This is a genomic window from Burkholderia orbicola (genome assembly GCF_900100915.1).
Classification (GTDB): Bacteria; Pseudomonadota; Gammaproteobacteria; order Burkholderiales; family Burkholderiaceae; genus Burkholderia; species Burkholderia orbicola.
Map to the genome: position 1 here is coordinate 204,879 of NZ_FNKW01000003.1, position 23,811 is coordinate 228,689.

Annotated in this window: 20 protein-coding genes; 13 read left to right on the forward strand and 7 right to left on the reverse strand. The window is 70.7% G+C overall.

All coding sequences use genetic code 11. The features are described from left to right. Positions 1 to 38: 38 nt before the first annotated feature. From BLS50_RS30820 to ligD, 7 genes are all read left to right on the forward strand, one after another. Positions 39 to 1,472, forward strand: a complete 1,434-nt coding sequence (locus BLS50_RS30820) for an RNA polymerase factor sigma-54 (protein ID WP_012336617.1) — start codon at positions 39 to 41, stop codon at positions 1,470 to 1,472. 72 nt (positions 1,473 to 1,544) lie between these two features. After that, positions 1,545 to 1,733, forward strand: a complete 189-nt coding sequence (locus BLS50_RS30825; protein ID WP_011545556.1) for a DUF3008 family protein — start codon at positions 1,545 to 1,547, stop codon at positions 1,731 to 1,733. A 46-nt stretch (positions 1,734 to 1,779) separates the two neighbouring features. After that, positions 1,780 to 1,941 (forward strand): DUF1328 family protein, encoded by a 162-nt coding sequence (locus BLS50_RS30830; protein WP_006767422.1) that lies wholly within the window; start codon positions 1,780 to 1,782, stop codon positions 1,939 to 1,941. Next, a complete protein-coding gene (locus BLS50_RS30835) occupies positions 1,938 to 2,324 on the forward strand; it encodes a DUF3022 domain-containing protein (RefSeq protein ID WP_074807183.1) in 387 nt (128 codons plus the stop codon). Before BLS50_RS30830 ends, BLS50_RS30835 begins: the two co-directional genes overlap by 4 nt. 127 nt (positions 2,325 to 2,451) lie before the next feature. Next, positions 2,452 to 4,566, forward strand: coding sequence for a catalase HPII (katE, locus tag BLS50_RS30840; protein ID WP_074807186.1), 2,115 nt, complete (start codon positions 2,452 to 2,454; stop codon positions 4,564 to 4,566). A 92-nt stretch (positions 4,567 to 4,658) separates the two neighbouring features. Further along, complete coding sequence (ku, locus tag BLS50_RS30845) at positions 4,659 to 5,678, forward strand: non-homologous end joining protein Ku (RefSeq protein WP_074807189.1); 1,020 nt, start codon at positions 4,659 to 4,661, stop codon at positions 5,676 to 5,678. Between the two features lie 51 nt (positions 5,679 to 5,729). Then, positions 5,730 to 8,522, forward strand: a complete 2,793-nt coding sequence (gene ligD, locus BLS50_RS30850) for a DNA ligase D (protein WP_074807192.1) — start codon at positions 5,730 to 5,732, stop codon at positions 8,520 to 8,522. A gap of 4 nt (positions 8,523 to 8,526) precedes the next feature. Here the strand turns inward: ligD and BLS50_RS30855 are convergent, their stop codons facing one another. Continuing rightward, positions 8,527 to 9,849, reverse strand: a complete 1,323-nt coding sequence (locus BLS50_RS30855; RefSeq protein ID WP_074807195.1) for a cation:proton antiporter domain-containing protein — start codon at positions 9,847 to 9,849, stop codon at positions 8,527 to 8,529. A 54-nt stretch (positions 9,850 to 9,903) separates the two neighbouring features. Then, positions 9,904 to 10,272, reverse strand: coding sequence for a DUF3175 domain-containing protein (locus BLS50_RS30860; RefSeq protein ID WP_074807199.1), 369 nt, complete (start codon positions 10,270 to 10,272; stop codon positions 9,904 to 9,906). Between the two features lie 157 nt (positions 10,273 to 10,429). On the opposite strand from BLS50_RS30860, the gene BLS50_RS30865 reads away from it, so the two are divergent. The 5 genes from BLS50_RS30865 (at position 10,430) to BLS50_RS30890 (ending at position 13,015) form a co-directional block, all read left to right on the forward strand. Further along, positions 10,430 to 10,897, forward strand: coding sequence for a hypothetical protein (locus BLS50_RS30865; RefSeq protein WP_074807202.1), 468 nt, complete (start codon positions 10,430 to 10,432; stop codon positions 10,895 to 10,897). A gap of 85 nt (positions 10,898 to 10,982) precedes the next feature. After that, on the forward strand, positions 10,983 to 11,348 hold the full coding sequence (locus tag BLS50_RS30870) for a DUF3022 domain-containing protein (RefSeq protein ID WP_023477689.1): 366 nt from the start codon (positions 10,983 to 10,985) through the stop codon (positions 11,346 to 11,348). Between the two features lie 246 nt (positions 11,349 to 11,594). After that, positions 11,595 to 12,143 carry a type 1 glutamine amidotransferase domain-containing protein gene (locus tag BLS50_RS30875; RefSeq protein WP_011545547.1) on the forward strand — a complete coding sequence of 183 codons (549 nt, stop codon included), beginning with the start codon at positions 11,595 to 11,597 and terminating at the stop codon, positions 12,141 to 12,143. Positions 12,144 to 12,147: 4 nt separating this feature from the next. Beyond that, positions 12,148 to 12,480 carry a DUF1488 family protein gene (locus BLS50_RS30880; protein ID WP_074807204.1) on the forward strand — a complete coding sequence of 111 codons (333 nt, stop codon included), beginning with the start codon at positions 12,148 to 12,150 and terminating at the stop codon, positions 12,478 to 12,480. A gap of 289 nt (positions 12,481 to 12,769) precedes the next feature. Further along, the gene (locus BLS50_RS30890) at positions 12,770 to 13,015 is read left to right on the forward strand and encodes a hypothetical protein (protein ID WP_011545545.1); all 246 of its coding nucleotides are present in this window, start codon (positions 12,770 to 12,772) and stop codon (positions 13,013 to 13,015) included. Between the two features lie 22 nt (positions 13,016 to 13,037). Here the strand turns inward: BLS50_RS30890 and BLS50_RS30895 are convergent, their stop codons facing one another. Further along, the gene (locus tag BLS50_RS30895; RefSeq protein ID WP_074808658.1) at positions 13,038 to 14,288 is read right to left on the reverse strand and encodes a phosphatidylserine decarboxylase family protein; all 1,251 of its coding nucleotides are present in this window, start codon (positions 14,286 to 14,288) and stop codon (positions 13,038 to 13,040) included. A gap of 117 nt (positions 14,289 to 14,405) precedes the next feature. Here BLS50_RS30895 and BLS50_RS36125 point away from each other — a divergent pair, with 117 nt between their 5' ends. Next, positions 14,406 to 14,666, forward strand: a complete 261-nt coding sequence (locus tag BLS50_RS36125; RefSeq protein ID WP_176934354.1) for a hypothetical protein — start codon at positions 14,406 to 14,408, stop codon at positions 14,664 to 14,666. A gap of 155 nt (positions 14,667 to 14,821) precedes the next feature. Here BLS50_RS36125 and treY read toward each other — a convergent pair whose 3' ends face one another. The 4 genes from treY to glgX are packed head-to-tail and all read right to left on the reverse strand — an operon-like array spanning position 14,822 to position 23,800. Further along, the gene (gene treY / locus BLS50_RS30905) at positions 14,822 to 17,587 is read right to left on the reverse strand and encodes a malto-oligosyltrehalose synthase (protein ID WP_074807210.1); all 2,766 of its coding nucleotides are present in this window, start codon (positions 17,585 to 17,587) and stop codon (positions 14,822 to 14,824) included. Next, positions 17,584 to 19,806: a 4-alpha-glucanotransferase gene (gene malQ, locus BLS50_RS30910; RefSeq protein ID WP_074807213.1), complete on the reverse strand. Its 2,223-nt coding sequence runs from the start codon at positions 19,804 to 19,806 to the stop codon at positions 17,584 to 17,586. Before malQ ends, treY begins: the two co-directional genes overlap by 4 nt. Continuing rightward, complete coding sequence (gene treZ / locus BLS50_RS30915; protein ID WP_074807216.1) at positions 19,803 to 21,674, reverse strand: malto-oligosyltrehalose trehalohydrolase; 1,872 nt, start codon at positions 21,672 to 21,674, stop codon at positions 19,803 to 19,805. Before treZ ends, malQ begins: the two co-directional genes overlap by 4 nt. 8 nt (positions 21,675 to 21,682) lie before the next feature. Continuing rightward, complete coding sequence (gene glgX, locus BLS50_RS30920; RefSeq protein ID WP_027806786.1) at positions 21,683 to 23,800, reverse strand: glycogen debranching protein GlgX; 2,118 nt, start codon at positions 23,798 to 23,800, stop codon at positions 21,683 to 21,685. Between the last annotated feature and the right edge of the window lie 11 nt (positions 23,801 to 23,811).

A 23,811-nucleotide genomic window follows, 5' to 3' on the forward strand; every position in this document is an offset into this window, starting at 1 on the left:
AAGACATACCCGCGAACCGAACCGTCAGGAGGCTTTCGATGCCCGTCTCGCTTGCGCTGCAGATGCGACAGCATCTCGCACTTACACCGAGGCTTCAGCAGTCGCTGCGGCTGCTGCAGTTGTCCTCGCTGGAGTTTCAACAGGAATTGCGTCAGGCGCTCGACATGAACCCGTTTCTCGAAGACGGCCAGGGCGACGAGGACACCGCTGCCGGCACGCCCGAGCAGCCGACCGAAGCGGCCGCGCCCGAAGCGGCGCCCGAGCACGACGACATTCGCCCGCCGGATGGCGAGGTGCCGTTTACCGCGGCGCCCGCGCCGCGCGGCACGAGCCGTCAGGGCGACGACACCGACGGCCTGTCGCCCGGAGAATGGATCGCCGCCGAACCGTCGCTGCATCAGCAACTGCACGATGCGCTGCGGCTCTATCCGCTCAACAAGCGCGACCGCGAGGCCGCGCGCCTCGTGATCGATGCGCTGGACGACGACGGCTACCTGCGTCAGGAGCTGCCTGAACTGCTGGTCGCGGCTGATCCCGCGTGGCTGCTGTCGGAGCAGGATCTCTCGGTCGCGCTGCGGCTAGTGCAGATGCTCGACCGGCCGGGTATCGCGGCCCGTTCGTTGTCCGAATGCCTGGTCTTGCAGCTCGACGCGATTCCGGCCGGCACGCCGGCGCTCGCGGAAGCGAAGGCGATCGCGCGCGAGCATCTGGAGCGGCTCGCGCGCCGCGAGACGGCCGAGATCCAGCGGCGTCTCGGCTGCAACCAGCAGACGCTGCACGCGGCCTGCGCGCTGGTGCGCGGGCTCGACCCGCGCCCCGGCAATCACTACGGCAGCACGCGCGGCGACTACGTGGTGCCCGACGTGATCGTGCGCCAGGTGCGCGACGAATGGATTGTCACGATCAACCCGGCCGTGTTGCCGCGCGCGCGCCTGCACGAGCGCTATGCGACGCTGTTCGCGCAGTCGAGCGGCGAGCGCGATTCCCCGCTCGGCCAGCAGTTGCAGGAAGCGCGCTGGCTGATCCGCAACGTGCAGAAGCGCTTCGACACGATCCAGCGTGTGGGCGAATGCATCGTCGCGCGGCAGCGCGATTTCTTCCGCTACGGCGAGATCGCGATGAAGCCGCTGGTGCTGCGCGACATCGCGGAGGAGCTCGACCTGCACGAATCGACCGTCTCGCGCGCGACCGGCAACAAGTACATGGCCACGCCGCACGGCACGTTCGAGTTCAAGCATTTCTTCCCGCGCAAGCTCGAGGCGGCCGGCAAGGGCGTGTGTTCGGCGTCGGCCGCGAAGGTGCTGATCCGCGACATGATCGCGGCCGAGCGGCAGACCGATCCGCTGTCCGACGTCGCGCTCGCGGAGAACCTCGCGGGCCGCGGCATCCTTCTTGCGCGCCGCACGGTGACCAAGTATCGCCAGGCGATGAAGATTCCGCCGGCCGACCTGCGACGCCGCGACGCCGCGTGACGGCCTCACTGTTCCAACCCCGCGCGTGCCGGCCCTCGCGTCGGCTCGCGCGCCAACGAGAGGAGCGCAACCATGCCAGCCAAATCCCAGGCCCAGCAGCGCGCCGCAGGGGCCGCGCTGTCGGCCAAGCGCGGTGACACGAAAATGAAGGACCTCAAGCCGCCGTCGAAATCGATGGCCAAGTCGATGAGCGAGAAAGAGCTCGAGAAAATGGCTTCCACGCCCACGCGCGGCAAACCGAAACACAAGCACGATGCGTGAACGGCGCCGACGTTTAGTGACGACTGCTGTCATCCAGGAGGGTTCCATGCTTCGATACGCCATCATTTTCTTCATCATCGCGATCATTGCCGCCGTGTTCGGCTTCGGCGGCATCGCGGCCGGTGCGGCCGAAATCGCGAAGATCCTGTTCTACATCTTCGTCGTGATCTTCCTGGTCACGTTGCTGCTGGGCGTCGTGCGACGATGACGGTGATGCCCGACCGGTCGCAGCGCGTCGCAGAACTCGAGCACGCGCTCGCGATCAGTTTTCCGTCGCAGTCGACCGTGGTCGTGCATGCGGACGACGCGTCCGGCCGGCTGACGATCAACGTGTCGTGGGTGCGCGTGCCGTCCGACGAGGACGCGCGCCAATGGCGCTGCTCGGTCGACATGCGCTTCGATGCGGACGTGATCGAACGCTACGCGACCCTCGACACGGCCGACCGGCTGCGCGTGCGCACCCAGCTGTGCGACCGCGCGCGGCGCGCGGTGGACGAGCACAAGCCGCGCGTCGAGGATGCCGCGATCGAGTGCAACGTGGCGCTCGACGTGACGGCCGTCGTGTTCGACGCGGCGCTGCGCGCGCCCTGACGTCACCGCCGGCCCGCGGCCGTTCGCGGCGCGCCGGGCCGGCTTTCCCTGCCGTCCGCACGCGTGCGCCGCGGCGCGTCGCCGTGCGGCGACGGCTCCCTACCGAATGCCACGAGGACACCTGACGATGACGACTCCCCCATCCGCCGGCAAGACGCCCCCGACGCAACCGACGCAACCACCCGACAGCGCGAAATCGCGCCAGCTCGAGGCGAACCGTGCGCGGCCCGACGGCGAGGCGCTGCGCACCAACCAGGGCGTGCGGATCGCCGACAACCAGAACACGCTGCGCGGCGGCGCGCGCGGCCCGTCGCTGCTCGAAGACTTCATCATGCGCGAGAAGATCACGCATTTCGATCACGAGCGCATTCCGGAGCGGGTGGTGCATGCGCGCGGCTCGGCCGCGCACGGCGTGTTCCGCGTGTACGAGCCGATGGCCGACTACACGAAGGCCGCGTTCCTGCAGGACCCGGCCACCGAAACGCCGGTGTACGTGCGGTTCTCGACCGTGCAGGGGCCGCGCGGGTCGGCCGACACCGTGCGCGACGTGCGCGGCTTCGCGGTGAAGTTCTACACCCAGGAAGGCAACTACGATCTCGTCGGCAACAACATGCCGGTGTTCTTCATCCAGGATGCGATCAAGTTTCCCGACTTCGTGCACGCGGTGAAGCCCGAGGCGCCGAACGAGATGCCGACCGGCGCGTCCGCGCACGACACGTTCTGGGATTTCGTGTCGCTGGTACCGGAGACCACGCACATGGTGCTGTGGCTGATGTCGGACCGCGCGCTGCCGGCAAGCTATCGCGCGATGGACGGCTTCGGCGTGCACACGTTCCGCTTCGTGAACGCGGCCGGCGTCGAGCGTTTCGTGAAATTCCACTGGCGGCCCGTGAGCGGCGCGTATTCGCTGCTGTGGGACGAGGCGCAGCGGATCGCCGGCCACGATCCGGATTTCAACCGCCGCGACCTGTGGACGGCGATCGAACGCGGCGACTACCCGGAGTTCGAACTCGGCGTGCAGATGATCGATCCGGCCGACGCGGACAAATTCGACTTCGACCTGCTGGACCCGACCAAGCTCGTGCCGGAAGAGCTCGTGCCCGTGCGGCCGATCGGCCGGATGACGCTGAACCGCAACCCCGACAACTTCTTCGCGGAAACCGAGCAGGTCGCGTTTCACCCGGGCCACGTGGTGCCGGGCATCGATTTCACGAACGACCCGCTGCTGCAGGGGCGCTTGTTCTCGTACACCGATACGCAGCTGAGCCGGCTCGGCGGCCCGAATTTCCACGAGATCCCGATCAACCGGCCGGTATGCCCGTTCGCGAACAACCAGCGCGACGCGCTGCACCGGCAGACGATCAACGTCGGCCAGGCGTCGTACGAGCCCAATTCGACGAGCGGCGGCTGGCCGCGCGAGACGCCGCCCGCGCCGGCCGGCGGCGGGTTCGAGACCGTGCCCGAACCGCTCGAAGGCCACAAGGTGCGCGTGCGCAGCGAATCGTTCGCCGACCATTTCTCGCAGGCTGCACTGTTCTATCAGAGCATGACCGAGATCGAGCAGCGGCATATCCGCGACGCGTACTGCTTCGAGCTCGGCAAGGTGACGCAGCCGCATATTCGCGAGCGGGTGGTCAACGAGATCATCGCGCGCTTCGACGCGGGGCTCGCCGCGCAGGTCGCCGAACGGCTCGGGCTGCCCGCGCCGCAGGCGGCCGCGACGCCGGCCGTGCCGCAGCGCTCGCCGGCGCTGAGCCTGATCGGCCGCGCGAAGCCCGGCATCCGCTCGCGCAAGATCGCGCTGATCGCGACGCCCGGCGTGAATCCGGTGCTGGTCGAGCAGGTGCGCGACGCGTTGCAGGCCGCGCACGCGGTGCCGACGATCGTCGCGCCGACGCTCGCGCCGATCGGCGGCATCGTGCCGGAGGCGACGCTGGTCGGCATGCCGTCGGTGATGTTCGACGCGGTGTTCGTGTGCGGCGGTGACGGCGATGGCCGCGATCTCGCGCACAGCGCCGACGCCCGCCATTTCGTGCGGGAGGCGTTCAAGCACCTGAAGCCGATCGCGGCCGTCGGCTCGGGGCGGCAACTGCTCAGCGCCGCGCACTTGCCCGACCCGGCCGAAGGCGTGTGCGTCGGCCAGGCCGTCGATCTCGACGCGGTGCTGAACACGCTGTCGGATCACCTCGGCCAGCATCGCGTGTGGGCGCGCGAACAGCAGGCGGCGGAGCTGCCGGCATAGGGCCGGCTAGGGCCGAAAGCGGCCGGCAGCGGCTTGCGCCGTACGGTGCGCCCGCCCTCGGGCGGGCGCGCATTCGGCAAGGAGGAACAGGCATGGCACCGCGGATGATTTGGAAAGGCGCGATCAGCTTCGGGCTCGTGCACGTGCCCGTGCAGTTGTTTCCGGCGACGCGCACCGTGAAACCGTCGTTCCGGATGCTCGACAAGCGCTCGATGGACCCGATCGGCTATCGGCAGATCAACAAGCGCACCGGCAAGGAAGTCACGCGCGAGGACATCGTGCGCGGCTACGAATACGAGAAGGAGCGCTACGTCGTGCTCACCGACGACGAGATCCGCGCGGCGAACCCGGAATCGACGCAGACCGTCGACATCCTGACCTTCGTCGACGAGGACGCCGTGTCGTTCCTCTATCTCGACACGCCGTATTACCTGGTGCCGGATCGCAAGGGTGAGAAGGTCTACGCGCTGCTGCGCGACGCGCTGAAGGACAGCGGCAAGATCGGCATCGCGCTGGTGGTGATGCGCGACCGCCAGCATCTGGGCGCGCTGATCCCGGTCGGGCCGATACTCGCGCTCGATACGCTGCGCTGGCAGGAGGAACTGCGGCCGCTCGACGAGCTGTCGGTGCCGGCCGACGACGCGAAGGGCGCGGGCGTCAGTGCGCGCGAGCTCGGGATGGCGAAGAAGCTGATCGACGACATGTCCGGCAAATGGACGCCCGACGAATATCACGACACGTTCCGCGACGACATCCTCGAACTGGTCGAGCGCAAGGTGCGTGCGGGCAAGATCGAGGAGATCGAGGACCGGCCCGCGCAGACCGGCCGCGCGGCGAGCAACGTGGTCGATCTCACCGAGCTGCTGAAGCGCAGCCTGAAGGGCGGCGCGGGCGCGCGCGCGGCGGATCTGCGTGCAGAGCGTGGCGAAGGGGAGGACGAGGCGTCTTCATCGCCGTCGCCGCGGGGCGGCACGCGTCGCAAGCCGGCGGCGAAATCCGCATCGAAGGGCGCGGCGACGAAAACCGCGGCAAAGAAGACTGCCGCGAAATGCGGCGCGGCGAGCGCTCCCGCGGCGAAGAAGACGGCCGCGCGCCGCAAGCATGCGGCGTGACGCCGATGACGCCGACTCCGATTTCGATTCCGGTTCCGACGAGGTGACGCGATGGCCGGCAAGCTCGATCCGTATCGCCGCAAGCGCCATTTCGGCGCGACGCCCGAGCCCGAAGGGGCGCACGGCAAACGTCGTGCGAAGACGGATACGCAAGCGGCCTCGAAGCCGAAGGCGAAGCAGCCCGCCGCGCGCGCACACCAGCCGCTGCGCTTCGTGATCCAGGAGCACCATGCGCGCCGGCTCCACTACGATTTCCGGCTCGAACTCGACGGCACGCTGAAATCGTGGGCCGTGCCGAAAGGCCCGAGCTTCGATCCGCAGGTGAAGCGGCTCGCGGTGCACGTCGAGGACCATCCGCTCGAATACGCATCGTTCGAAGGCGAGATTCCGGCCGGGCATTACGGTGCGGGCTCGGTCGTCGTGTGGGACGAAGGCACGTGGACGCCCGATGGCGGCGTCGCGCAGGCGCGCGAAGGCTACCGGGCCGGCAAGCTGACGTTCCGGCTCGACGGCGAGAAGCTGCACGGCGGCTGGGCGCTCGTGCGCAGCGGGCGACAGGAAGGGCGTCAGGAGCAGTGGCTGCTGATCAAGGAGCGCGACGACGACGCGCGCAGCGCCGATGAATTCGACGTCGTCGGCGAACGGCCGGGGAGCGTGCATGACGGCGCGACCCGCGGCGCGGCACGCAAGCGCGCGGCGCGGCGCGGCCGAGCGACCGACGCGGATGGTGATGCACATGACGCGCAACACGCAAGCCACACAAGCCACGCAAGCCGGCGCCCCACCGACCCGTCGCAGGTCGCAGGCGCGGTGCGCGCGCCGCTGCCCGAGCGCGTCGCGCCCCAACTCGCGACGCTGGTCGATGCACCGCCGACGCAGGGCGGCTGGTGCTACGAACTGAAGTTCGACGGTTACCGCATCCTGGCGCGCATCGCAGGCAAGGGCGCACGCCGGCGCGTCACGCTGATGACGCGCGAAGGCCGGGACTGGACCGCGAAGCTGCGCGCGCAGCGCGACGCGCTCGCGGCGCTCGACCTCGACGACGCATGGCTCGACGGCGAGGCCGTCGTGCTCGGCGAAAACGGCCTGCCCGATTTCCAGGCGCTGCAGAACGCGTTCGGCACGGACCGCTCGGACGCAATCACCTTCTTCGTGTTCGACCTGCCTTATCTCGACGGCTACGACCTGCGCGACGCGCCGCTCACCGAGCGTCGTGCGCTGCTCGAACCGCTGCTCGCGAACAGCGACCCGGCGCGCATGCGCTTTTCGCCCGATCTCGGCGAGGACGTCGCGTCGCTGATCGCGAGCGCCTGCGACACCGGCCTCGAAGGACTGATCGGCAAGCGCGCGGACTCGCGCTATCGCGCCGGCCGGTCGCCCGCATGGATCAAGCTCAAATGCCGGCGCCGGCAGGAGTTCGTGATCGGCGGCTTTACCGAGCCGTCGGGCAGCCGGCACGGCTTCGGCGCGCTGCTGCTCGGTGTGCACGAGCCGGCGCCGGCCGGCAAGCGGCGGCGCGGGCCCGGGCCGCTGCGCTACGTCGGCCGCGTCGGCACCGGCTTCGACGCGCGGATGCTCGACCGTCTCGCCGTGATCCTGCATAAACACGAGCGCGACACGATGCCGTTCGATGAACCGCCGCGCGAACGCACGCGCACTCGCGTGCACTGGGTCGAGCCGACGCTCGTCGCTGAATGCGAATTCGCGGAATGGACCGGCGACGGGATCGTGCGGCAGGCCGCGTTCATCGCGCTGCGCGAGGACAAGCCGGCGGCGCAGATCGTCCGCGAGATACCCAAACATACGGAAACGGAGGTGACGATGGATCAACGCCCGACCCCGCACGACGACACACGCAAGCGCGCATCGCGTGCCGCTCGTGAAACCGGCGATCGCAAGCCGTCCGCACGGTCTCGCGCAGCCGCCCGAGCCGACGGCGACGCGTCCGGCCCCGACACGCTCGGCCGCGTGCGCATCACGCATCCCGAGCGCGTGCTCGACCCGCAAAGCGGCACGCGCAAGATCGATCTCGCGCGGTACTGGCAATGGGTCGCGCCGTGGCTGTTGCCCGACCTCGAGGGGCGCCCCGTTTCGCTCGTGCGCGCCCCGGGCGACATCGCCGGCGAGCTGTTCTTCCAGAAGCACGCGGAGCGCCGCGAGATCCCGTTCGTCACGCAGCACGAAGGACTCGACCCGGGCCACGGGCCGCTGCTGTCGATCGACAACGTCGACGCGCTGCTCGGCGCCGCGCAGATGGGCACGGTCGAGCTGCACACGTGGAACGCGCATGCGTCGAACATCGAGCGGCCCGACCGCATCGTGTTCGACCTCGATCCCGATCCGGCGCTGCCGTGGCGCACGATGATCGACGCCGCGCAGCTCGTGCGCGGGCTGCTCGACGAACTCGGGCTCGTGTCGTTCTGCAAGACGAGCGGCGGCAAGGGGCTGCACGTCGTCGTGCCGCTCACGCGGCATGCGGGCTGGGACGACGTGAAGGACTTTTCGCGCGCGGTCGCGCAGCACGTCGCCGGCACGCTGCCCGACCGTTTCACCGCGACGATGGGGCCGCGTCACCGGCGCGGCAAGATCTTCGTCGACTACCTGCGCAACGGGCGCGGCGCGAGCACGATCGCCGCGTATTCGGTGCGCGCGCGGCCCGGCATGGGCGTGTCGGTGCCGCTCGACTGGGACGAGGTGCCCGAGACGACGGGCGGCGCGCAATGGACGATCGACACGCTGCACGAACGGCTGGACACGCTGAAGCGCGACCCGTGGGAAGGCTATGCGAAGGCGCGCCAGCGCATCACCGCGGCGATGCGGGCGCGGCTCGGCGCCGACACGTGAACCGTCAGCGCCGATGCTGCTGCAACCGGTAGTACCAGTTCATCAGCGGCGTCGCGGAAATCCCGTGCGCGACCACCGACGCGGACACCACGGCCAGCACCGGCGCCGCGAGCGGGCGCACGACGTCGGACGGCCCGTGCTCGAGCGCGAACAGCAGGTAGTAGAACGAGCCGATCCCGCGGATGCCGAACCACGCCATCAGCCGCCGCTGCGCATGCGTCGCGCGCGAGCCGGCCAGTGTGACCAGCACCGCGAGCGGACGCACGGCGACGAACAGCACGGCGGCCAGCGCGACGGCGCCCCACGTGAGCAGCGGGCCGGGCAGCGTCGAGAGCACGCTGCCGATCATCGTCATCACGATCGCTTCGGCGATCCGTTCGAGCTCGATCGTGAAGCCGAGCACCGATTCGGCCATGAACGCATGCGCTTTCTCCGGATGCTTCTCCGTCGCGACCACGTCTTCCGAATCGATCTGGCCGATCACTTCGCGCGGCGGGCGGTCGCCGCTCGCGCGATGCTCGACGCGCCGCATCGCGACGCCGGCCGCGAACGTCGCGATGAAGCCGAACGTGTGCGCGAGCTGCGCGGCGCCGAACGACAGCACGATCAGCGCGAGCGCGAAGAAGCCTTCGAGGCCGAGCGCCTGCGCGTGCCGCGTGCGCAGCCAGCCGATCGTCTTCGTCGTGGCCCAGCCGAGCCCGCCGCCGATCGCGGCCGCGCCCGCGATGCCCCACAGCGCGACGAGGGCGAACGTGCCGGACAGCGGCGGGATGCCGTGCGTCGCACCCGGTGCGCCGCACAGCGCGAGCCCCGCGAGCGCGAACGGCAGCGCGATGCCGTCGTTCATCCCGCCTTCGCCGGACAACGCGAAGCGCACCAGGTCGCGATCGCCCGGGTCGTGCACCTGGACGTCGTGCGCGAGCACCGGGTCGGTCGGCGCGAGGATCGCCGCGAGCAGCAACGCGGGGCCCCAGCCAAGGCCCAGCGCGAGCACTGCGCACGCGGCGAGCAGCGGCACGGTGACGATCATCGCGAGCAACCCGAGGCGGCACGGCACGAGCCACAGCTTGTCGGACAGCGGCACGCGCAGCCGCAGCCCGATCGCGAACAGCGACACGAGCAGCGCGACCTCGACGATCTCGCGCAGCAGTTGCCCGTCGCGTTCGAGGTCGAGATGCAGCAGGCCGGCGCCGGCCGGGCCGAGCGCGATGCCGAGCACCAGGTAAATCATCGCCGAGCTGCAGGGCAGGTGGCGCAGTGCGGACGTCACGACGCCCATGCCCAGCAGCACGCCGCCGATGATCAGATACCAGAGGGTTTCGTGCATGCGTGTGATCGCAGCGGAGGGGTGGATACGAGCATACGAGCCGCGCGCCGGCCGTCAGGGCTTGCGGCCGAAGGCTTCGCGCAGTTTCCGCTTCGCGCGTTCGAGCGTGGTGCGGCGCGTTTTCGGCAGGTTGCGGCCGGCGCGGTTCACGTAGAAGTTCAGCATCGACATCGCCGACTGGAACGGCGACGCCTTGCGGCGGCGGCTGTGTTCGGCCGAGCGCTTCAGCGACGCGGCGATCGCGGCCGGATCGTCGGATTTGAAGATGTCGGGCTCGATGTCGAGCGCGTCGCTTTTTTGCGTGACTTTGCCGGACCAGCGCTTGCGGTGGGCCGGGTCGGCGCTGCGCGCGCGGCCGGGGCGGCGCGTGTGGCGTTTGCCGTGCGGCTTGTCGTGCGCGTGGGAAGCAGAAGCGGAAGGCATGAGGCAGGGGCTCCGTAGGGATTCATAGGACGGTCGTGCGAAGACGCCGGACGCAAACCGCGTGCCGCGGCGTGAACGTGCCGACGACGGCATGGGCCTTGCTGAAGGACCGGAGCAGGAATTTCGATCAAGCGATCATCCATAGGGAGAAAACGCCATGAAGTCAGCATTCGAATCGAAGTGTGTCGTGCGGCACGTGCTGGCGTGCGCGACTGTCGCGATCGTCGCGGCCGCGCCCGCCGCGTGGGCGCAGAACTCGCAGCGCTCGGACGAGGGCACCGGCGCGCCGAATCCGTCGATGGACATGTCGACGCAGGGCACCAACGGCAATACGACCGCGCCGCCGCCACCGGCCGGCACGCAGCGGCATGGCGCGAAGCACGGCATGCGGTCGCACAGCGGGTCGGCCGGCCATGTGAAGCCGGGCGGCGGCCCGAACGGCGCGGGTCAGGGCGGTAGCGGCGCCACGGGCGGCGGTGTCGGCGGCGGGTCGGGCGGGGCCGGCGGGTCGGGCGGGGCCGGCGGGTCGGGCGGCACCGGCGCCGGCAACGGCGGTTCGGCCGGCTCGACGGGCACGGGCGGCGGCGGGGCCGGCGGGACGGGCGGCGGTTCCAGCGGTTATTGACGGTGTCGTGCCGGCGCGGCCGGCATGGCGCGATGGCGGCGCGGTTTCCCGGGACGGGCGCGCCGCCGCCACGCAGGAGGACATCATGCAATCGAATTCCCGGATTTTGGTGGACAACGACGAGCTCGACGGCGACGCAAGCGACACGGACGATCTCGACACGACGGTCCATGTGGACGTCGAAACGGGCAGGGTCATGTTCCATGCGGCGTGGGCGAACCCCGTCGAAGCGCCGCCCGAGGCGGCCCGCCATTCGGTCGTGCTCGCGCTCGAATGCTCGACGATGGAGCGCTATGCGGATCTCGACGAGGGCGCGCGGATGCGCGTCCACGCGATGCTGCACGACGCCGTGCAGCAGACGCTGGAACAGTTGCCCGATACCGACGAGAACCTGACGCTGACGGTCGAGCTGACCGACGCGATGCTCGACGCCGTGCGTCATCTGCAGTAATCGCGCGGGATCGGCGCACGGCATTGCATTACATCCCGTTGAAATCTTTGCAGGCCAAACGGGGCGAGCGGCCGATGGGGCGACGATCGATTTCGATCGCGGGTCGTTCCCCGGTTCCGGGAACGCGCACGAGCACGACCGCGCCGGCAGGCAACGGCCTGCGCGGCCGGAACGGCGCTTGCTGCGAGACCGGCACGGCACGGCATGACGTGTGCCTTGTTCCTGTCCCTTTCCACGGAGGCATCCATGAGCGGCAAGCTGGATCATTGCAAGGTAGCGATTCTCGCGGTCGACGGTTTCGAGGAAGCCGAACTCGTCGAACCGCAGCGCGCGCTCGCGGCCGAAGGCGCGCAGGTGGACGTGATTTCGCAGAAGCGCGGCGAAATCCAGGGTTTCCGGCACGTCGACAAGGGCGAGCGCGTGAAGGTCGACCGCACGTTCGACGATGCACGCGAAGGCGACTACGACGCGGTCGTGCTGCCGGGCGGCGTCATCAACGGCGACGCGATCCGGATGGTGCCGGCCGCGCGCGAATTCGTGACGGCGGCCGTCGGCGCCGGCAAGCCGGTCGCGGCGATCTGCCACGGCGGCTGGCTGCTCGTGTCGGCCGGGCTGGTGGAGGGCAAGACGATGACGAGTTGGCCGAGCCTGCAAGACGATATCCGTCATGCGGGCGGCAAGTGGGTCGACGAGGAAGTCGTGCGCGACGGCAACCTGATCACGAGCCGCAAGCCGGCCGATCTGCCCGCGTTCAACGGCGCGCTGGTCGAGCGCCTCGCGTCGCGGGGGGCATGAGCCGATGCCGGCCGATTCCGATACTCCGCGCCGCGTGACGCTGACCGATGAGCCGCCCACGTTCGACGGCGCGGCGCTGCAGTTGCGCTTCGTCGTCGACGTCGATGGCGTGCCGCAGACCTGCGCGATCACGGTCGAGGCGCTGGAAGATCATTTCGGCGCGCGCTCCGCGCTGGAGGCTGATCTGCGCGACGCGTTCGAGCGCGGCCGCGCGCGGATCGAAGCCGCGTGCGCGGACGTGCTGGCGAGCGGCAACCACGACGTGGTGCTGCACAGCGGCTATTTCCGGGCGCCGGCCGGGCGTGCGCGGGCCGGGTTGTTTCGCTCGCGGCCGTGAGCGGCGCGCATTCCCTGCGCGCCACCCGCGCATCTTCTCCGGCCGCATCGGTCACCCGCCGCGGCCGCTCCCCGCGGCCACCCGTTACATGCCGTTGAAAACTTTGCAGCGGCTCGAACGCGCCGTGCGGTGCCACATCGCGCGGCGCACGCACCGCACGGACAGCGGCCGCACGACGCCGGCTGGCACATTCCCTGCATGCTTGTAACGCCGCCGGCGCACGATTCGCGCCGCCAGCCGATGCGACGCCGGTGTCGCGTCGTGCGTAGCCGTCAACGGGGAAACGAGCATGCTGACCGCCCACGAATTTGCCGCGCTGTTCCTCGCGCATCACGCGCCGGAACAGATCCAGATCGACCGTGACGACGTCGTCGCGCTCGTCGAACAACACCTGATCGTGCTGCAGCAAGACGATACGTCGGGCGCGCACCGCCCCGCACTGACGGCCGACGGGCTGTCGGTCCTGCGGTGCGTGCAGCGTCACGACGCGGCCGAATTCCATGCGATCGGCGTGAGCGACGGGGCCGACGCGTGACACGCCGGCCCGCGCGGGGCATTCACCGCGCGATCGCGACGGATGCATTGACCTGCACGACCGGCGGCTCGCCTTCGAACGGCGGCGCGTACAGGAAGCGGTCGATCACGCCGGCTTCGAACAGCAGGCAGTAGGTCGAGCCGCCGAACTGGAAGTAGCCGATCTCGTCGCCTTTGTCGACGCGCTGGCCCGGCACGACCTCGATCACGCACGACGACACGTCGCCCATCCCGACGAACACGGCCGCGACCGTCCCGATGCCGGGATCGTCGCTCGAGATCGCGACCACCGCGCGCGCGGCGACCGCCGTCATGTAGCCCTGCGAGTCGTTGAGCCCGGCCGGGTCCGGGCCTTCCGCTTCGGCGACCGAGTAGTAGGTGCCGTCGACGCGATACGCGTGCGTGACGACGCCGCGCACCGGCGCATGCCAGCGGTGGTAGTTGTACGCGCTGAGGTAAGCCTGGTAGACGTCGCCGCCGACGAAGCGCTCGGCGAGCGACAGCCGGGCGGGCGTGAAGAGGTCGCGCAGCGAATACGGCTGCGACTTGATCCAGAACGTGTCGCGCAGCTTCACGTTGGTTTCGGTGTGATAGGGCGACGCTTCGCACGCGCTGACGATCACGTGCGGATCGTCGGGCGCCGCCACGGGCCGCGCGCCGTCGCGAAAGCGCCGCGTGAAGAAGTCGTTCCACGAATCGAAGCCCCAGTGCGGCTGGTCTTGGCGATACTGGAACTGCGACAGCCCGAGGCGCTTGCGTGCTTCATCGCAGAACCAGCCGTCGGGCCCCGACGTGTCGAGATGCGCGCGTGAATGCGGGCCGCCGAGGAAGTCGCACCACACGTTCAGCACGCGCTTGAACTGCGCGTTGACGGAGGCGTCGCGAAACACCGCGTGGCCCGACGGCATGCACATCGGCCAGTCGAGGAATGCGTTCACCGGGCACACGATCAGGCTTTCCTCGCTGAATGGCGGCGTATAGGTCATCAGATGGTCGATCACCGTCATCAGCTCGCCGATCGACGCGTAGCCGAGCCGGTATCCCGCTTCGCGCGCTTCGTCGATCGCGCGGGTGAGGCACATGCGCAGCACGGCGTTGTCGTCGAACAGCCGCGCGAGTTCCTGAACGGCCGGCGTGCGCAACCGGTCGCCGGCATGCGCGCGCGCTTCGGCCGCGATTTTTTCGCGGAACGCGGCCATGTGCGCTTCCTCACTGGCCATCCATCCGCCGAGGCGGCGGCGGGTGGCGGGCGGCGTGTTGCGATTCGTCGGCATCGTCTCCTCCGGAACGGTTTCGGTCGAATCGATGCAGCAAGACGCTTGCCCGAGCGGCGGCATTGAAATTGCTGCATGCGAGCGACCGGTTTGTTTTCGATGACTCAGGAGAACAGCATGGCTACAGCTTCGAATGCACGACAGACGAACGACGCGGGATCGACGGACGAGCGTCGCCGCGACGGGCAGCGGACCGTGACGCCGACACGCACGCGAAAACGCCCGCAGGCGGTGCCGCGCGATGGTGCGCGGCGGAGTGAACGTGGTGACGGTCGTGCAAGCGGCAATGGGCCGGTGACACCGAGCCGCGGAGAGGAGGCGGCGAAACCGCTGTGGGAGGATGACCGCGGCGAGATGCCGCCGGAAGAGTGGTCGTGAGGGTGCCGAAGCCCGTCGTCGACTGCACGAAAACGCTTACGATCGGGCGTTTCGGTTGAAAGTCGATTACGCGTGCGCAAAATCGATTATTGACGGCACGTTTTGCACAAAATCGATTTCGGTGACACAGAGCTGGCACGCATCGGGCATCGGCTTCAATTTCCCGTCCGCGCCGCGACGAGCACCGCCACAGGCAACTGGGCCAGACAGCGATCGAGCGCCAGCACACCATCCGGCGCATCGATCGCGTCGCTCGCGTTCAACCAATCGTTCCACGGTCCTTCAACCCCGCGCGGCAGCACCACCGCCGTATCGCCCCATTGCGCAGGCTCCACGCGCGGTATCTCTGGCGCTTCCCCCAGCAACCGGCACGCGAGCCGTGTCGCGACCACCACCACGGTGGCTGCCTCATCACATCGCGCGAATGCCACCACGTGCCGCGCAAGCTTGCCGCGCACCCGCAGCGGAACGTACGCCCCGTCCGCGAACGTCGCCGGCCATCGCGCCCGCAGCGCCAGCATCCGTTCGATCAGCGCGCGCTTCACGCGCGCATCGGGCCATGTCGGCAGATACGATGCGACCGGCCCATCGACCGGTTCGGCCGCCAGCGTCGCGAACGGCACGTCGCGCCGGTTGTCCGGATCGACGAGCGAGTGATCCCACGACTCGGTACCTTGATACAGATCCGGCACGCCGGGCGACGCGATCCGCAGTGCTGTCTGCGTGAGGCTGTTGACGACGCCGGCCAGCGCGATCCGTGCGACGAACGCATGCAGCCGATGCGGAAAATCGCCCGCGCCGCGCGGCGTCAGGATCGCGCGGACGAACGCTTCGCAGCCGTGCTCGTAATCCGGCTCGGGCGCGAGCCAGTCGGTGTACTGCTTCGCTTCGCGCAGCGCCTTCGTCTGCCACTGCACGACGCGTGTCGCGAGCGCGTCGAGCCCGGCCGCATCGTCGGGCGCGAGCGCGGGCGGCCAGCAGCCGACGAGCGTCTGGTAAAGCATCGCCTCGGCGGCCGGCCCGGGCGTCCACGCGAGGTCGCGGTGCGGGCCGCCGCGATGCGGCGCGTTCAGCGCCGACCAGTCGAGCGACACCGCACGCCATGCATCCGGCACCTCGCTCAGCACCGCGAGCCGCGCGCGTGCGTCCTCGCCGCGCTTGTGGTCGTGCGTGGCCGTCGCGACGAGCCCGTGCGGCACGGTGCGCGCGCGGCGCCGGTTGCGCGCATGGAACGCGCCGCGCGACAGGCTGAAGTCGCCGGCGTCGGCGCCGACCTCGTTACGCGACAGCAGCCGGCCGTAGCGATAGTTGGCGGTATCCTCGACGCCCTTCGCGGCCAGCGGCGCGGTGAGCTGCGCGAACGCGACGCGCGCCGCCAGCAGCGCATCGGCGTTCGCGCGCGGCACGCGCACGACCGGCAAGCCGAGCCACGCGGCGACGCGTTCGAGCGCGAACCGGTCGGTCGGGTCGACCGCCGCGTATGCGCCTTCGTACGCGTGGGCGAGCACGCGCCGGTCTTCGTCGGCCGGCTCGTCGCCCGGGGCCGGATACATCCGGTACACGGGCAGCCGCACCGCGAGTTCGCCGAGCACGCGCTGGATCGCGATCCGGCTGACGTCGCGCGTGACGGGCGACGCCCGTGCAATCTCGTGCAGCAACCGCGCGACCCGCGCATGCTCGGCGGCGAGCTGGCGCATCAGCACGCGCCGCTTGCCGTCGAGCGCTTCCTGCGCGAACGTGCGCGCCGAACCCGACACGGCCGCCCAGTGCGCGGCGAGCGGCTCGGCGCCGGCCGGGTCGTGCAGCAGCGCGCCGACGTCGTTCATGAAGTCGTAGCCGGTCGTGCCGTCGACGGCCCAGTCGCTGCGCAACGCTTCGCCGGGCGCGAGGATCTTTTCGACCACGACGTAGGGTCGCGCGTCGCGCTGCGCGGCGAGCCGCGCATGCAGCCGGCGGCAATACGCGCGCGGATCGGCAAGGCCGTCGACGTGATCGACGCGCACGCCGTCGACGAGCCCGGCGGCATGCAGGCGCAGCGGCAGCGCATGCACGGCGTCGAACACCGCATCGTCCTCGACGCGCACGGCCGCGAGCGTCGCGATGTCGAAGAAGCGCCGCCAGTTCAGCTCGTCGGCGGCCGTGCGCCACCAGGCGAGCCGGTAGTGCTGGCGTTCGAGCAACCGGTGCAGGCACGCGCGCGAGCGGGCGCGGCGCGGGTCGGCGCCGCGCAATACCGCGTCGAACGCATGCGGGCCGTGCGCGGCCGCATAGTCGCGCAGCGCCGCATGGGCGGCGGCGAGCCGTGCGCTGTCGTGTGCCGGCGCGGCATCGAAGCGCTCGGCGAGCGCGTTCAGGTCCGCGCGGTTCGCGATGCGCAGGATCTCCGCGTAGGTGGCGGCGGCGACCGGCAGCCGCCGCCCGGGGCACGCGATGATGAAGCGGCCCGTGGCCGGATCGGCGCGCAGCGTGATGTCGCCGGCCGCGAGCGCATCGCCGTACGGCGCGCCGAGGCAGGGCAGCAGCACCTTGCCGTCGAGCGTGGGGTCGGGCGGATGCCAGTCGATGTCGAAATAGCGTGCGTACGGGCTCGCCGGCCCCCATTCGAGCACGTCGTTCCACCAGCCGTTCGACGACCCGCCGACGCCCATGTGGTTCGGCACGATGTCGATGACGATGCCGAGGCCGCGCGCACGCAGCGCGTCGACGAGCCGCATGAAGCCGGCTTCGCCGCCGAGTTCCGCGCCGAGCGCGCCGTGGTCGACGGTGTCGTAGCCGTGCCGCGAGCCGGGCTCGGCCGTGGACACCGGCGACAGGTACAGGTGACTCACGCCGAGCCGCGCGAAGTAGTCGGCGTGCGCGGCCGCGTCGTCGAACGTGAAGCCCGCATGCAGCTGCAGTCGCAGCGTCGCGCGTGGGGTCATGGGCCATGCCTCCGCGAGCGGCGCGCGTCCACGACGGTCGCGATGCGCGTGCGCACGTCGGCGTCGAACAGCGCATCGATCGTGCGCGGCAGCCGCTGCCGCCAGTTCGGATGGCCGCACGGCGGCCCCGGCAGGTTCGGCTGCGCGTCGAGGGCCAGCAGATCCTCGAGCGGCAGCAGCGCGAGCGGCGACGGGCTGCTCGCGACGTAGCCGAGGATCGCCTTTACCGGCGGCATGTTGGTTGGCGGCACCGCAGCGTCGGCCGGCGCGCAGCCTGCGTGCTGCAGCGCGTGCCACAGCGCGGCACGCTCGGTGGCGCGTTCCGCATGCGCGGCGAGCAGTTCGGGAGGCGGCGGAGGCGTCGAGCGATTCGAATCGGGGCGCTGCACGGTGTCGTGTCCGAACGCCATGCTTTGCACGATCTCGTCCGAATCGTGTGCGCTCGCGTCGTCCGGCGCCGGGGCGGCGACATCGCGCGGTGGTTGCGCTTCGTCGCGTCGCTTAGCGGCTGCGGCCTCGGCTGCGACGCGCCGCCATCCGAGATCGACGCCGCGCCACCAGCCGGCCACGGTCGGCAAATCGTGCGTCGAGGTCATCGCGATCGCGTCGCGATCCCACGCGGCGGGCGGCCGGAACGCGCCATCCGCATCGCGCTCGAACCACAGCACGCGCATGCCCGCGACACCCTGCGCGCCGAGCCGTTCGCGCAACCCGGCCGGTACGGTGCCCAGATCCTCGCCGATCGCGATCGCGCGATGGCGCGCCGCCTCGAGCGCGACGAGCCGCACCAGATCGTCGAGCGGATAGCGCAGGTACGCGCCGCTGCGCGGCGAGCCGCCGTCCGGCACGATCCACATCCGCGCGAAGCCGAGTACGTGATCGATACGGATGCCGCCCGCGTGCGCGAACGCGGCGCGCAGCAGCTCGATGAACGGCATGAAGCCGTCCGCGCGCAGCGCATCGGGCGTCCACGTCGTCACGCCCCACGCCTGGCCGGCCGCATTGAACAGGTCGGGCGGCGCGCCGAGCGATACGCCGCGCAGCAGCGTCGTGCCGTGCGCCCACGCGTCGCTGCCGGCCTGATCGGAGCCGACCGCGAGATCGGCGATCAGCCCGGTCGCCATGCCCGCGCCGCGCGCCGCGTGCTGCGCGTCGCCGAGCGCGCGCGACGCGCACCATTGCAGGAAGGTGTGGAACGCGATCGTGTCGGCATGCTCATGCGCGAACGCGTCGACTTCCGCCGATCCCGACATGCGCCATGGCGACGGCCACTGCCGCCAGTCCGCACCGATCCCGTGCTCGATGCAGAACGCCTGCAGCGCATCGAAGCGCGCATGCGCGTCGAGCGCCGCGCCGCCCGCCGCGCGAAACCGCTGGTACGTGTCGCGCGACGGGTCGTCGCTCGCGCGCCATGCGTCGAAGCATGCACGCAGGCGCCGCAGCTTCGTCGGCAGCACGCTGCGCCAGTCGATCAGCGCGGCGTCGGCAGTGGCAGCGGATGGGCGATGTGCCGCGTCGGCGCCCGGCACCGCGTCGCAGTCGAGATACGCGACGTTGTGCCAGCGCCGCGACGACGGCGAATACGGGCTGTCGTGCGCGGGCAGCGCCGGATAGCCGGCATGCGTCGGGCTGATCGCCACCGCCTGCGCGCCGTGTCGCGCCGCCTGTGCGGCGAGTCGCGCGAGCGCCGTGTAGTCGCCCGCGCCATCGTCGCCGGTGCGGCGCAGGCTGTAGAGCTGCGCCGCGATGCCCCAGCGGCCCCCGTCGTGCGCACGGGAGAGTGCGTCGAATGGCCGTGCCCGCGGCGGCGCGATCGCGAGCCCGATGCGCTGTTCGCCGATGTCGAGCGCGTGGTAGCCGGGCATCGCGAGCGGCGGCAGCGTGCCGTGTTCGCCCGCGCCGCCCACGCGTCCGTCGACGTGCCCGCCGGTTTCGAGCGAGATCCGGAAGCGCGCGCCCGGCGGCGCGAGGGTCGCGGGCAGCGTCACCGGCAGCCCGGCGTCGCCGGTCACGAGGCGCGGCGGCGACGCGCTCGCATCGGCGAGCGCCGCCGCGCTGTCGACCCGCTGGATCGCCGTGCCGCACGGCCAGCCGAGCGCATCGACGAGCGCGACCAGCGCGTCGTCGTCCACGCGCCGCGCGACACCGCCCGCGTCGGTCCAGTCGGGTTGCAGGCCGGCCGCACGGGCGAGCGCCGCGATCGGGACGTCGGTCGTCATGAGGGGTTCCGTCCGTTCGTGCTGTGATGCCGCGCATCCCGGTTGACCGCGCCGTCGCGCCACACGATGCAGGCGCGGGGCGGCACGTGCCCGCCGGGCAGCCGGTCGCGCGCCCGCGGCGGCGTCTCGAACACGATCTTGCCGACCGGCAGCGCGGGCAGCGTCGCGTCGTGCGAGCCGAGATTCAGCGCGATCGTCAGCGTGCTGCCGTCGCCGAGGCGCCAGCGCGCGACCAGTGCCGGCGGGTCGCCGTCGCCCGCGAGCAATTCGACGCCGAGCGACCGCGCGTTCGCCAGGTGCGGCGTCACGAGCGCCGCGCGCACGGCCAGCGCGCTGCGATAGAAGCGCCGCCACGCGGCTGCGTCGGGCCACGACTCGTCGGGCGGATGGTGCGACGACGAGCGCACGAAAGTCGCGATGTCGTTCGGGTCCGGAATCGCGTCGCGATGCGCGGCGTCGGCGAACGCGGGAAACGCGGCGAATTCGCGGCGCCGGCCTTCGCGCACCGCATCGGCGAGCGCGCCGCGATAGTCGGTGAAGAACTGGAACGGCTGCGTGCTGCCGTCTTCCTCGCCCATGAACAGCAGCGGGATCGACGGGGCGAGCAGCATCAGCGCGGTGGCCGCGCGCACCGCATCGTCGTTCGCGAGCGCGCGCAGCCGTTCGCCGAATGCGCGGTTGCCGACCTGGTCGTGGTTCTGCAGGAACACGACGAACGCGGTCGGCGGCAGGTGCGCGCTCGGCTCGCCGCGCGCGGCGCCGTCGTGCAGCGGCGACGGTTCGCCCTGATACGCGAAGCCTTCGCCGAGCGTGCGCGCGAAATGGCGCAGCGGCGCATCGGCGTACGCACGGTAGTAGCCGTCGCGCTCGCCGGTCAGCAGCACGTGCGCGCTGTTGTGGAAGTCGTCGTTCCATTGCGCATCGAAGCCGCCGGGGCCGAGCAGGCTCGCGGTATTGCGCTCGTTCTCCAGCACGAGATGCACGTGGCGCGCGTCGCCTGCCTGCGCACGCACGCGGCGCGCGAGTTCGCGCAGCCACGCGTCGTCGTCGATCGCGTGCGCGGCGTCGATGCGCAGCCCGTCGAAGCGGTACTCGTCGAGCCAGTACAGCGCGTTGTCGATGAAGAACGCGCTCGTCTGCGGGCGGGTGAAGTCGATCGCCGGCCCCCACGCGGTCTGCCGGTCCGCGCGGAAGAAGTCGGGCGCGTAGCGCGGCAGCAGGTTGCCGTCGGGGCCGAAGTGGTTGTACACGACGTCGAGGAACACCTGCAGCCCGAGCCCGTGCGCGCTGTCGACCAGCGATTTCAGTTCCTCGGGCCGCCCGTACGACGCGTCGGGCGCGAACGGCAGCACGCCGTCGTAGCCCCAGTTGCGTGCGCCGGGAAACGCATTGACGGGCATCAGCTCGACGGCGGTCGCGCCGAGTTCGGCGATCGCCGGCAGGCGCCGCTCGACGGCCGCGTAGCCGCCGCAGGCGCCGACATGCAGCTCGTAGAGCACCGTTTCGTGCCACGGGCGGCCGCGCCACGCGTCGTGGCGCCAGCGGTACGCGGCCGGATCGACGACCTGGCTCGGGCCGTGCACGTCGTACGGCTGGAAGCGCGATGCGGGATCGGCCACCGCCAGCGCGTCGTCGAGCAGGTAGCGGTACAGCGTGCCGGGGCCGCACGGCGCGACCGTCTCGAACCAGCCGTCGCCGGCGGGCGTCATCGGGATCGCGCGGCCGCCTTCGTCCTGCAGCTCGACGGCGGCGGTGCGGCTCGCGGGCGCCCACAGCCGGAAGCGCGTGCGGTCGGCCTCGACGCAGGTCGCGCCGAACGACGATTCGAATACGTGCGTGCCGGTGGGGCGGGCGGAACGGGATGTCATGGCGGTCCTCAGGAGGGCTGATCGGGCGGCGGCACGGCCGCGACCGCGATCACGGCCGCATGCGCGGCGACGTCGAGCCCCGCTTCCGGCCACGAGCGCGGGCCCGAGTCGGGCGTCGCGGTGTCGAGCAGGATGCGGTAATCGAGCACGGGCGCGGGCGGCATGAACGTGATGGTGTCGGCCGATGCGTTCAGCATCACGAGCAATGCCTCGGTGCGCCCCGTGCGGCCGGTGCCGACGCGCCGCATCGTCAGCGCGCGGCGTTCGCCGTCTTCCCACGCGGGCACGGTGAGCGCGTCGCCGCGTTCGTCGAACCAGTCGATCTCGCGCATGCCCGGCGCGCCGTCGCGGTCGCCCGACGGGTAGCGCGGCGCCGACATCACCGGATACATGCGCCGCAGCGCGGCGAGCCGCGACACGAAGCGGGTCATCTGCACGCCGGCGTCGCTGTGCGCCAGGTCCCAGTCGAGCCACGACAGTTCGTTATCCTGGCAATACGCGTTGTTGTTGCCGTGCTGCGTGCGGCCGAATTCGTCGCCGGCCACGAGCATCGGCGTGCCGAGCGCGGTAAACAGCGTCGCGAGCATCGAGCGTGCGACGCGCAGCCGCACGTCGCGGATCGCCGCGTCGTCGGTCGGCCCTTCGACGCCCCAGTTCGCGCTGCAGTTATCGTCGCGGCCGTCGCGGTTGTCCTCGCCGTTCGCGTCGTTGTGCTTGCCCGCATACGCCACGAGGTCGGCCAGCGTGAAGCCGTCGTGCGCGGTCACGAAATTGATCGAGGCCCACGTGCGGCGCCGCCCGTGATTGAACAGGTCGGCCGAGCCCGACAGGCGCGCGGCCAGTTCCGGGCGCTGCCCCGCGTCGCCGCGCCAGAAGCGCCGCACGGTGTCGCGAAACCGGTCGTTCCATTCGGCGAAGCCGGGCGGGTGGCGGCCGAGCTGATAGCCGCCGGGGCCGAGATCCCACGGCTCGGTGATCAGCTTGCGCTGCGCGAGCACCGGGTCCTGCCGCAGCGCATCGAAGAACCCGGCGCCCGGCTCGAAGCCGTGATCCTCGCGGCCGAGCGTTACGCCGAGATCGAAGCGGAAGCCGTCGATGTTGAACGCGGTCGCCCAGTAGCGCAGCGAATCCATCACCATCTGCACGACGCGCGGATGCGACATGTTCAGCGTGTTGCCGCAGCCGGTCTCGTCGACGTGGTAACGCGGATCGTCGGGCCGCAGCCGGTAATAGCTCGCGTTGTCGAGGCCGCGCCACGACAGCGTGGGCCCGAGCTGGTTGCCTTCGCACGTGTGGTTGTAGACCACGTCCAGCACGACCTCGATGCCGGCCGCATGCAGCTGGCGGACCGCGATGCGCATTTCGTCGAGCCGCCGCGTCGTCAGATACGACGGCTCCGGCGCGAAGAACGCGGCCGTGTCGTAGCCCCAGTAGTTGCGCAGCCCGCGTTTCACGAGTTCGCGCTGCTGCAGGAACGCGTGGATCGGCAGCAGCTCGACCGTCGTCACGCCGATCGACAGCAGGTGATCGATGAACGCCGGATGCGCGAGCGACGCGAACGTGCCGCGCTCCGGCGGGCGCAGCCCGGCGCGGCGCATCGACGCGCCGCGCACGTGGGTCTCGTAGATCACGGTGCTGCGCCACGGCACGTTCGGGCGGCGGTCGTTGCTCCAGTCGAACGCTTCGTCGACGACCACCGCTTTCGGCATCGCGGGCGCCGAATCGCGGCGGTCCATCGACAGGTCGGCCCGGTTCGAATGCACGCGATAGCCGAACAGCGCGTCCGACCAGCGGAACTGGCCGACCAGCTTGCGCGCGTACGGGTCGAGCAGCAGCTTGGTCGGATTGAAGCGATGGCCGTGCTGCGGCTGGTACGGGCCGTCCGCGCGGAACCCGTACACGGTGCCCGGATGCGCGTTGGGCAGGTAGCCGTGCCACACCTCGTCGGTGCATTCGGGCAGGTCGAGGCGCGCGAGTTCCTTGCGGCCGGTCGGGTCGAACACGCACAGCTGGATGCGCTGCGCATGCGCGGAAAACACCGCGAAGTTGGTCCCGAGGCCGTCCCAACTGGCGCCGAGCGGATAGCTGCGGCCGGGTTCGAGACGGTCGGGCAGGGCGGTCGGCATGGGGTGGATCT

Coding starts and splice junctions, on each gene's coding strand:
- BLS50_RS30820 (WP_012336617.1), top strand. CDS start 39: ATGCCCGTCTCGCTTGCGCTGCAGATGCGACAGCATCTCGCACTTACA.
- BLS50_RS30825 (WP_011545556.1), top strand. CDS start 1,545: ATGCCAGCCAAATCCCAGGCCCAGCAGCGCGCCGCAGGGGCCGCGCTG.
- BLS50_RS30830 (WP_006767422.1), top strand. CDS start 1,780: ATGCTTCGATACGCCATCATTTTCTTCATCATCGCGATCATTGCCGCC.
- BLS50_RS30835 (WP_074807183.1), top strand. CDS start 1,938: ATGACGGTGATGCCCGACCGGTCGCAGCGCGTCGCAGAACTCGAGCAC.
- katE (WP_074807186.1), top strand. CDS start 2,452: ATGACGACTCCCCCATCCGCCGGCAAGACGCCCCCGACGCAACCGACG.
- ku (WP_074807189.1), top strand. CDS start 4,659: ATGGCACCGCGGATGATTTGGAAAGGCGCGATCAGCTTCGGGCTCGTG.
- ligD (WP_074807192.1), top strand. CDS start 5,730: ATGGCCGGCAAGCTCGATCCGTATCGCCGCAAGCGCCATTTCGGCGCG.
- BLS50_RS30855 (WP_074807195.1), bottom strand. CDS start 9,849: ATGCACGAAACCCTCTGGTATCTGATCATCGGCGGCGTGCTGCTGGGC.
- BLS50_RS30860 (WP_074807199.1), bottom strand. CDS start 10,272: ATGCCTTCCGCTTCTGCTTCCCACGCGCACGACAAGCCGCACGGCAAA.
- BLS50_RS30865 (WP_074807202.1), top strand. CDS start 10,430: ATGAAGTCAGCATTCGAATCGAAGTGTGTCGTGCGGCACGTGCTGGCG.
- BLS50_RS30870 (WP_023477689.1), top strand. CDS start 10,983: ATGCAATCGAATTCCCGGATTTTGGTGGACAACGACGAGCTCGACGGC.
- BLS50_RS30875 (WP_011545547.1), top strand. CDS start 11,595: ATGAGCGGCAAGCTGGATCATTGCAAGGTAGCGATTCTCGCGGTCGAC.
- BLS50_RS30880 (WP_074807204.1), top strand. CDS start 12,148: ATGCCGGCCGATTCCGATACTCCGCGCCGCGTGACGCTGACCGATGAG.
- BLS50_RS30890 (WP_011545545.1), top strand. CDS start 12,770: ATGCTGACCGCCCACGAATTTGCCGCGCTGTTCCTCGCGCATCACGCG.
- BLS50_RS30895 (WP_074808658.1), bottom strand. CDS start 14,288: ATGCCGACGAATCGCAACACGCCGCCCGCCACCCGCCGCCGCCTCGGC.
- BLS50_RS36125 (WP_176934354.1), top strand. CDS start 14,406: ATGGCTACAGCTTCGAATGCACGACAGACGAACGACGCGGGATCGACG.
- treY (WP_074807210.1), bottom strand. CDS start 17,587: ATGACCCCACGCGCGACGCTGCGACTGCAGCTGCATGCGGGCTTCACG.
- malQ (WP_074807213.1), bottom strand. CDS start 19,806: ATGACGACCGACGTCCCGATCGCGGCGCTCGCCCGTGCGGCCGGCCTG.
- treZ (WP_074807216.1), bottom strand. CDS start 21,674: ATGACATCCCGTTCCGCCCGCCCCACCGGCACGCACGTATTCGAATCG.
- glgX (WP_027806786.1), bottom strand. CDS start 23,800: ATGCCGACCGCCCTGCCCGACCGTCTCGAACCCGGCCGCAGCTATCCG.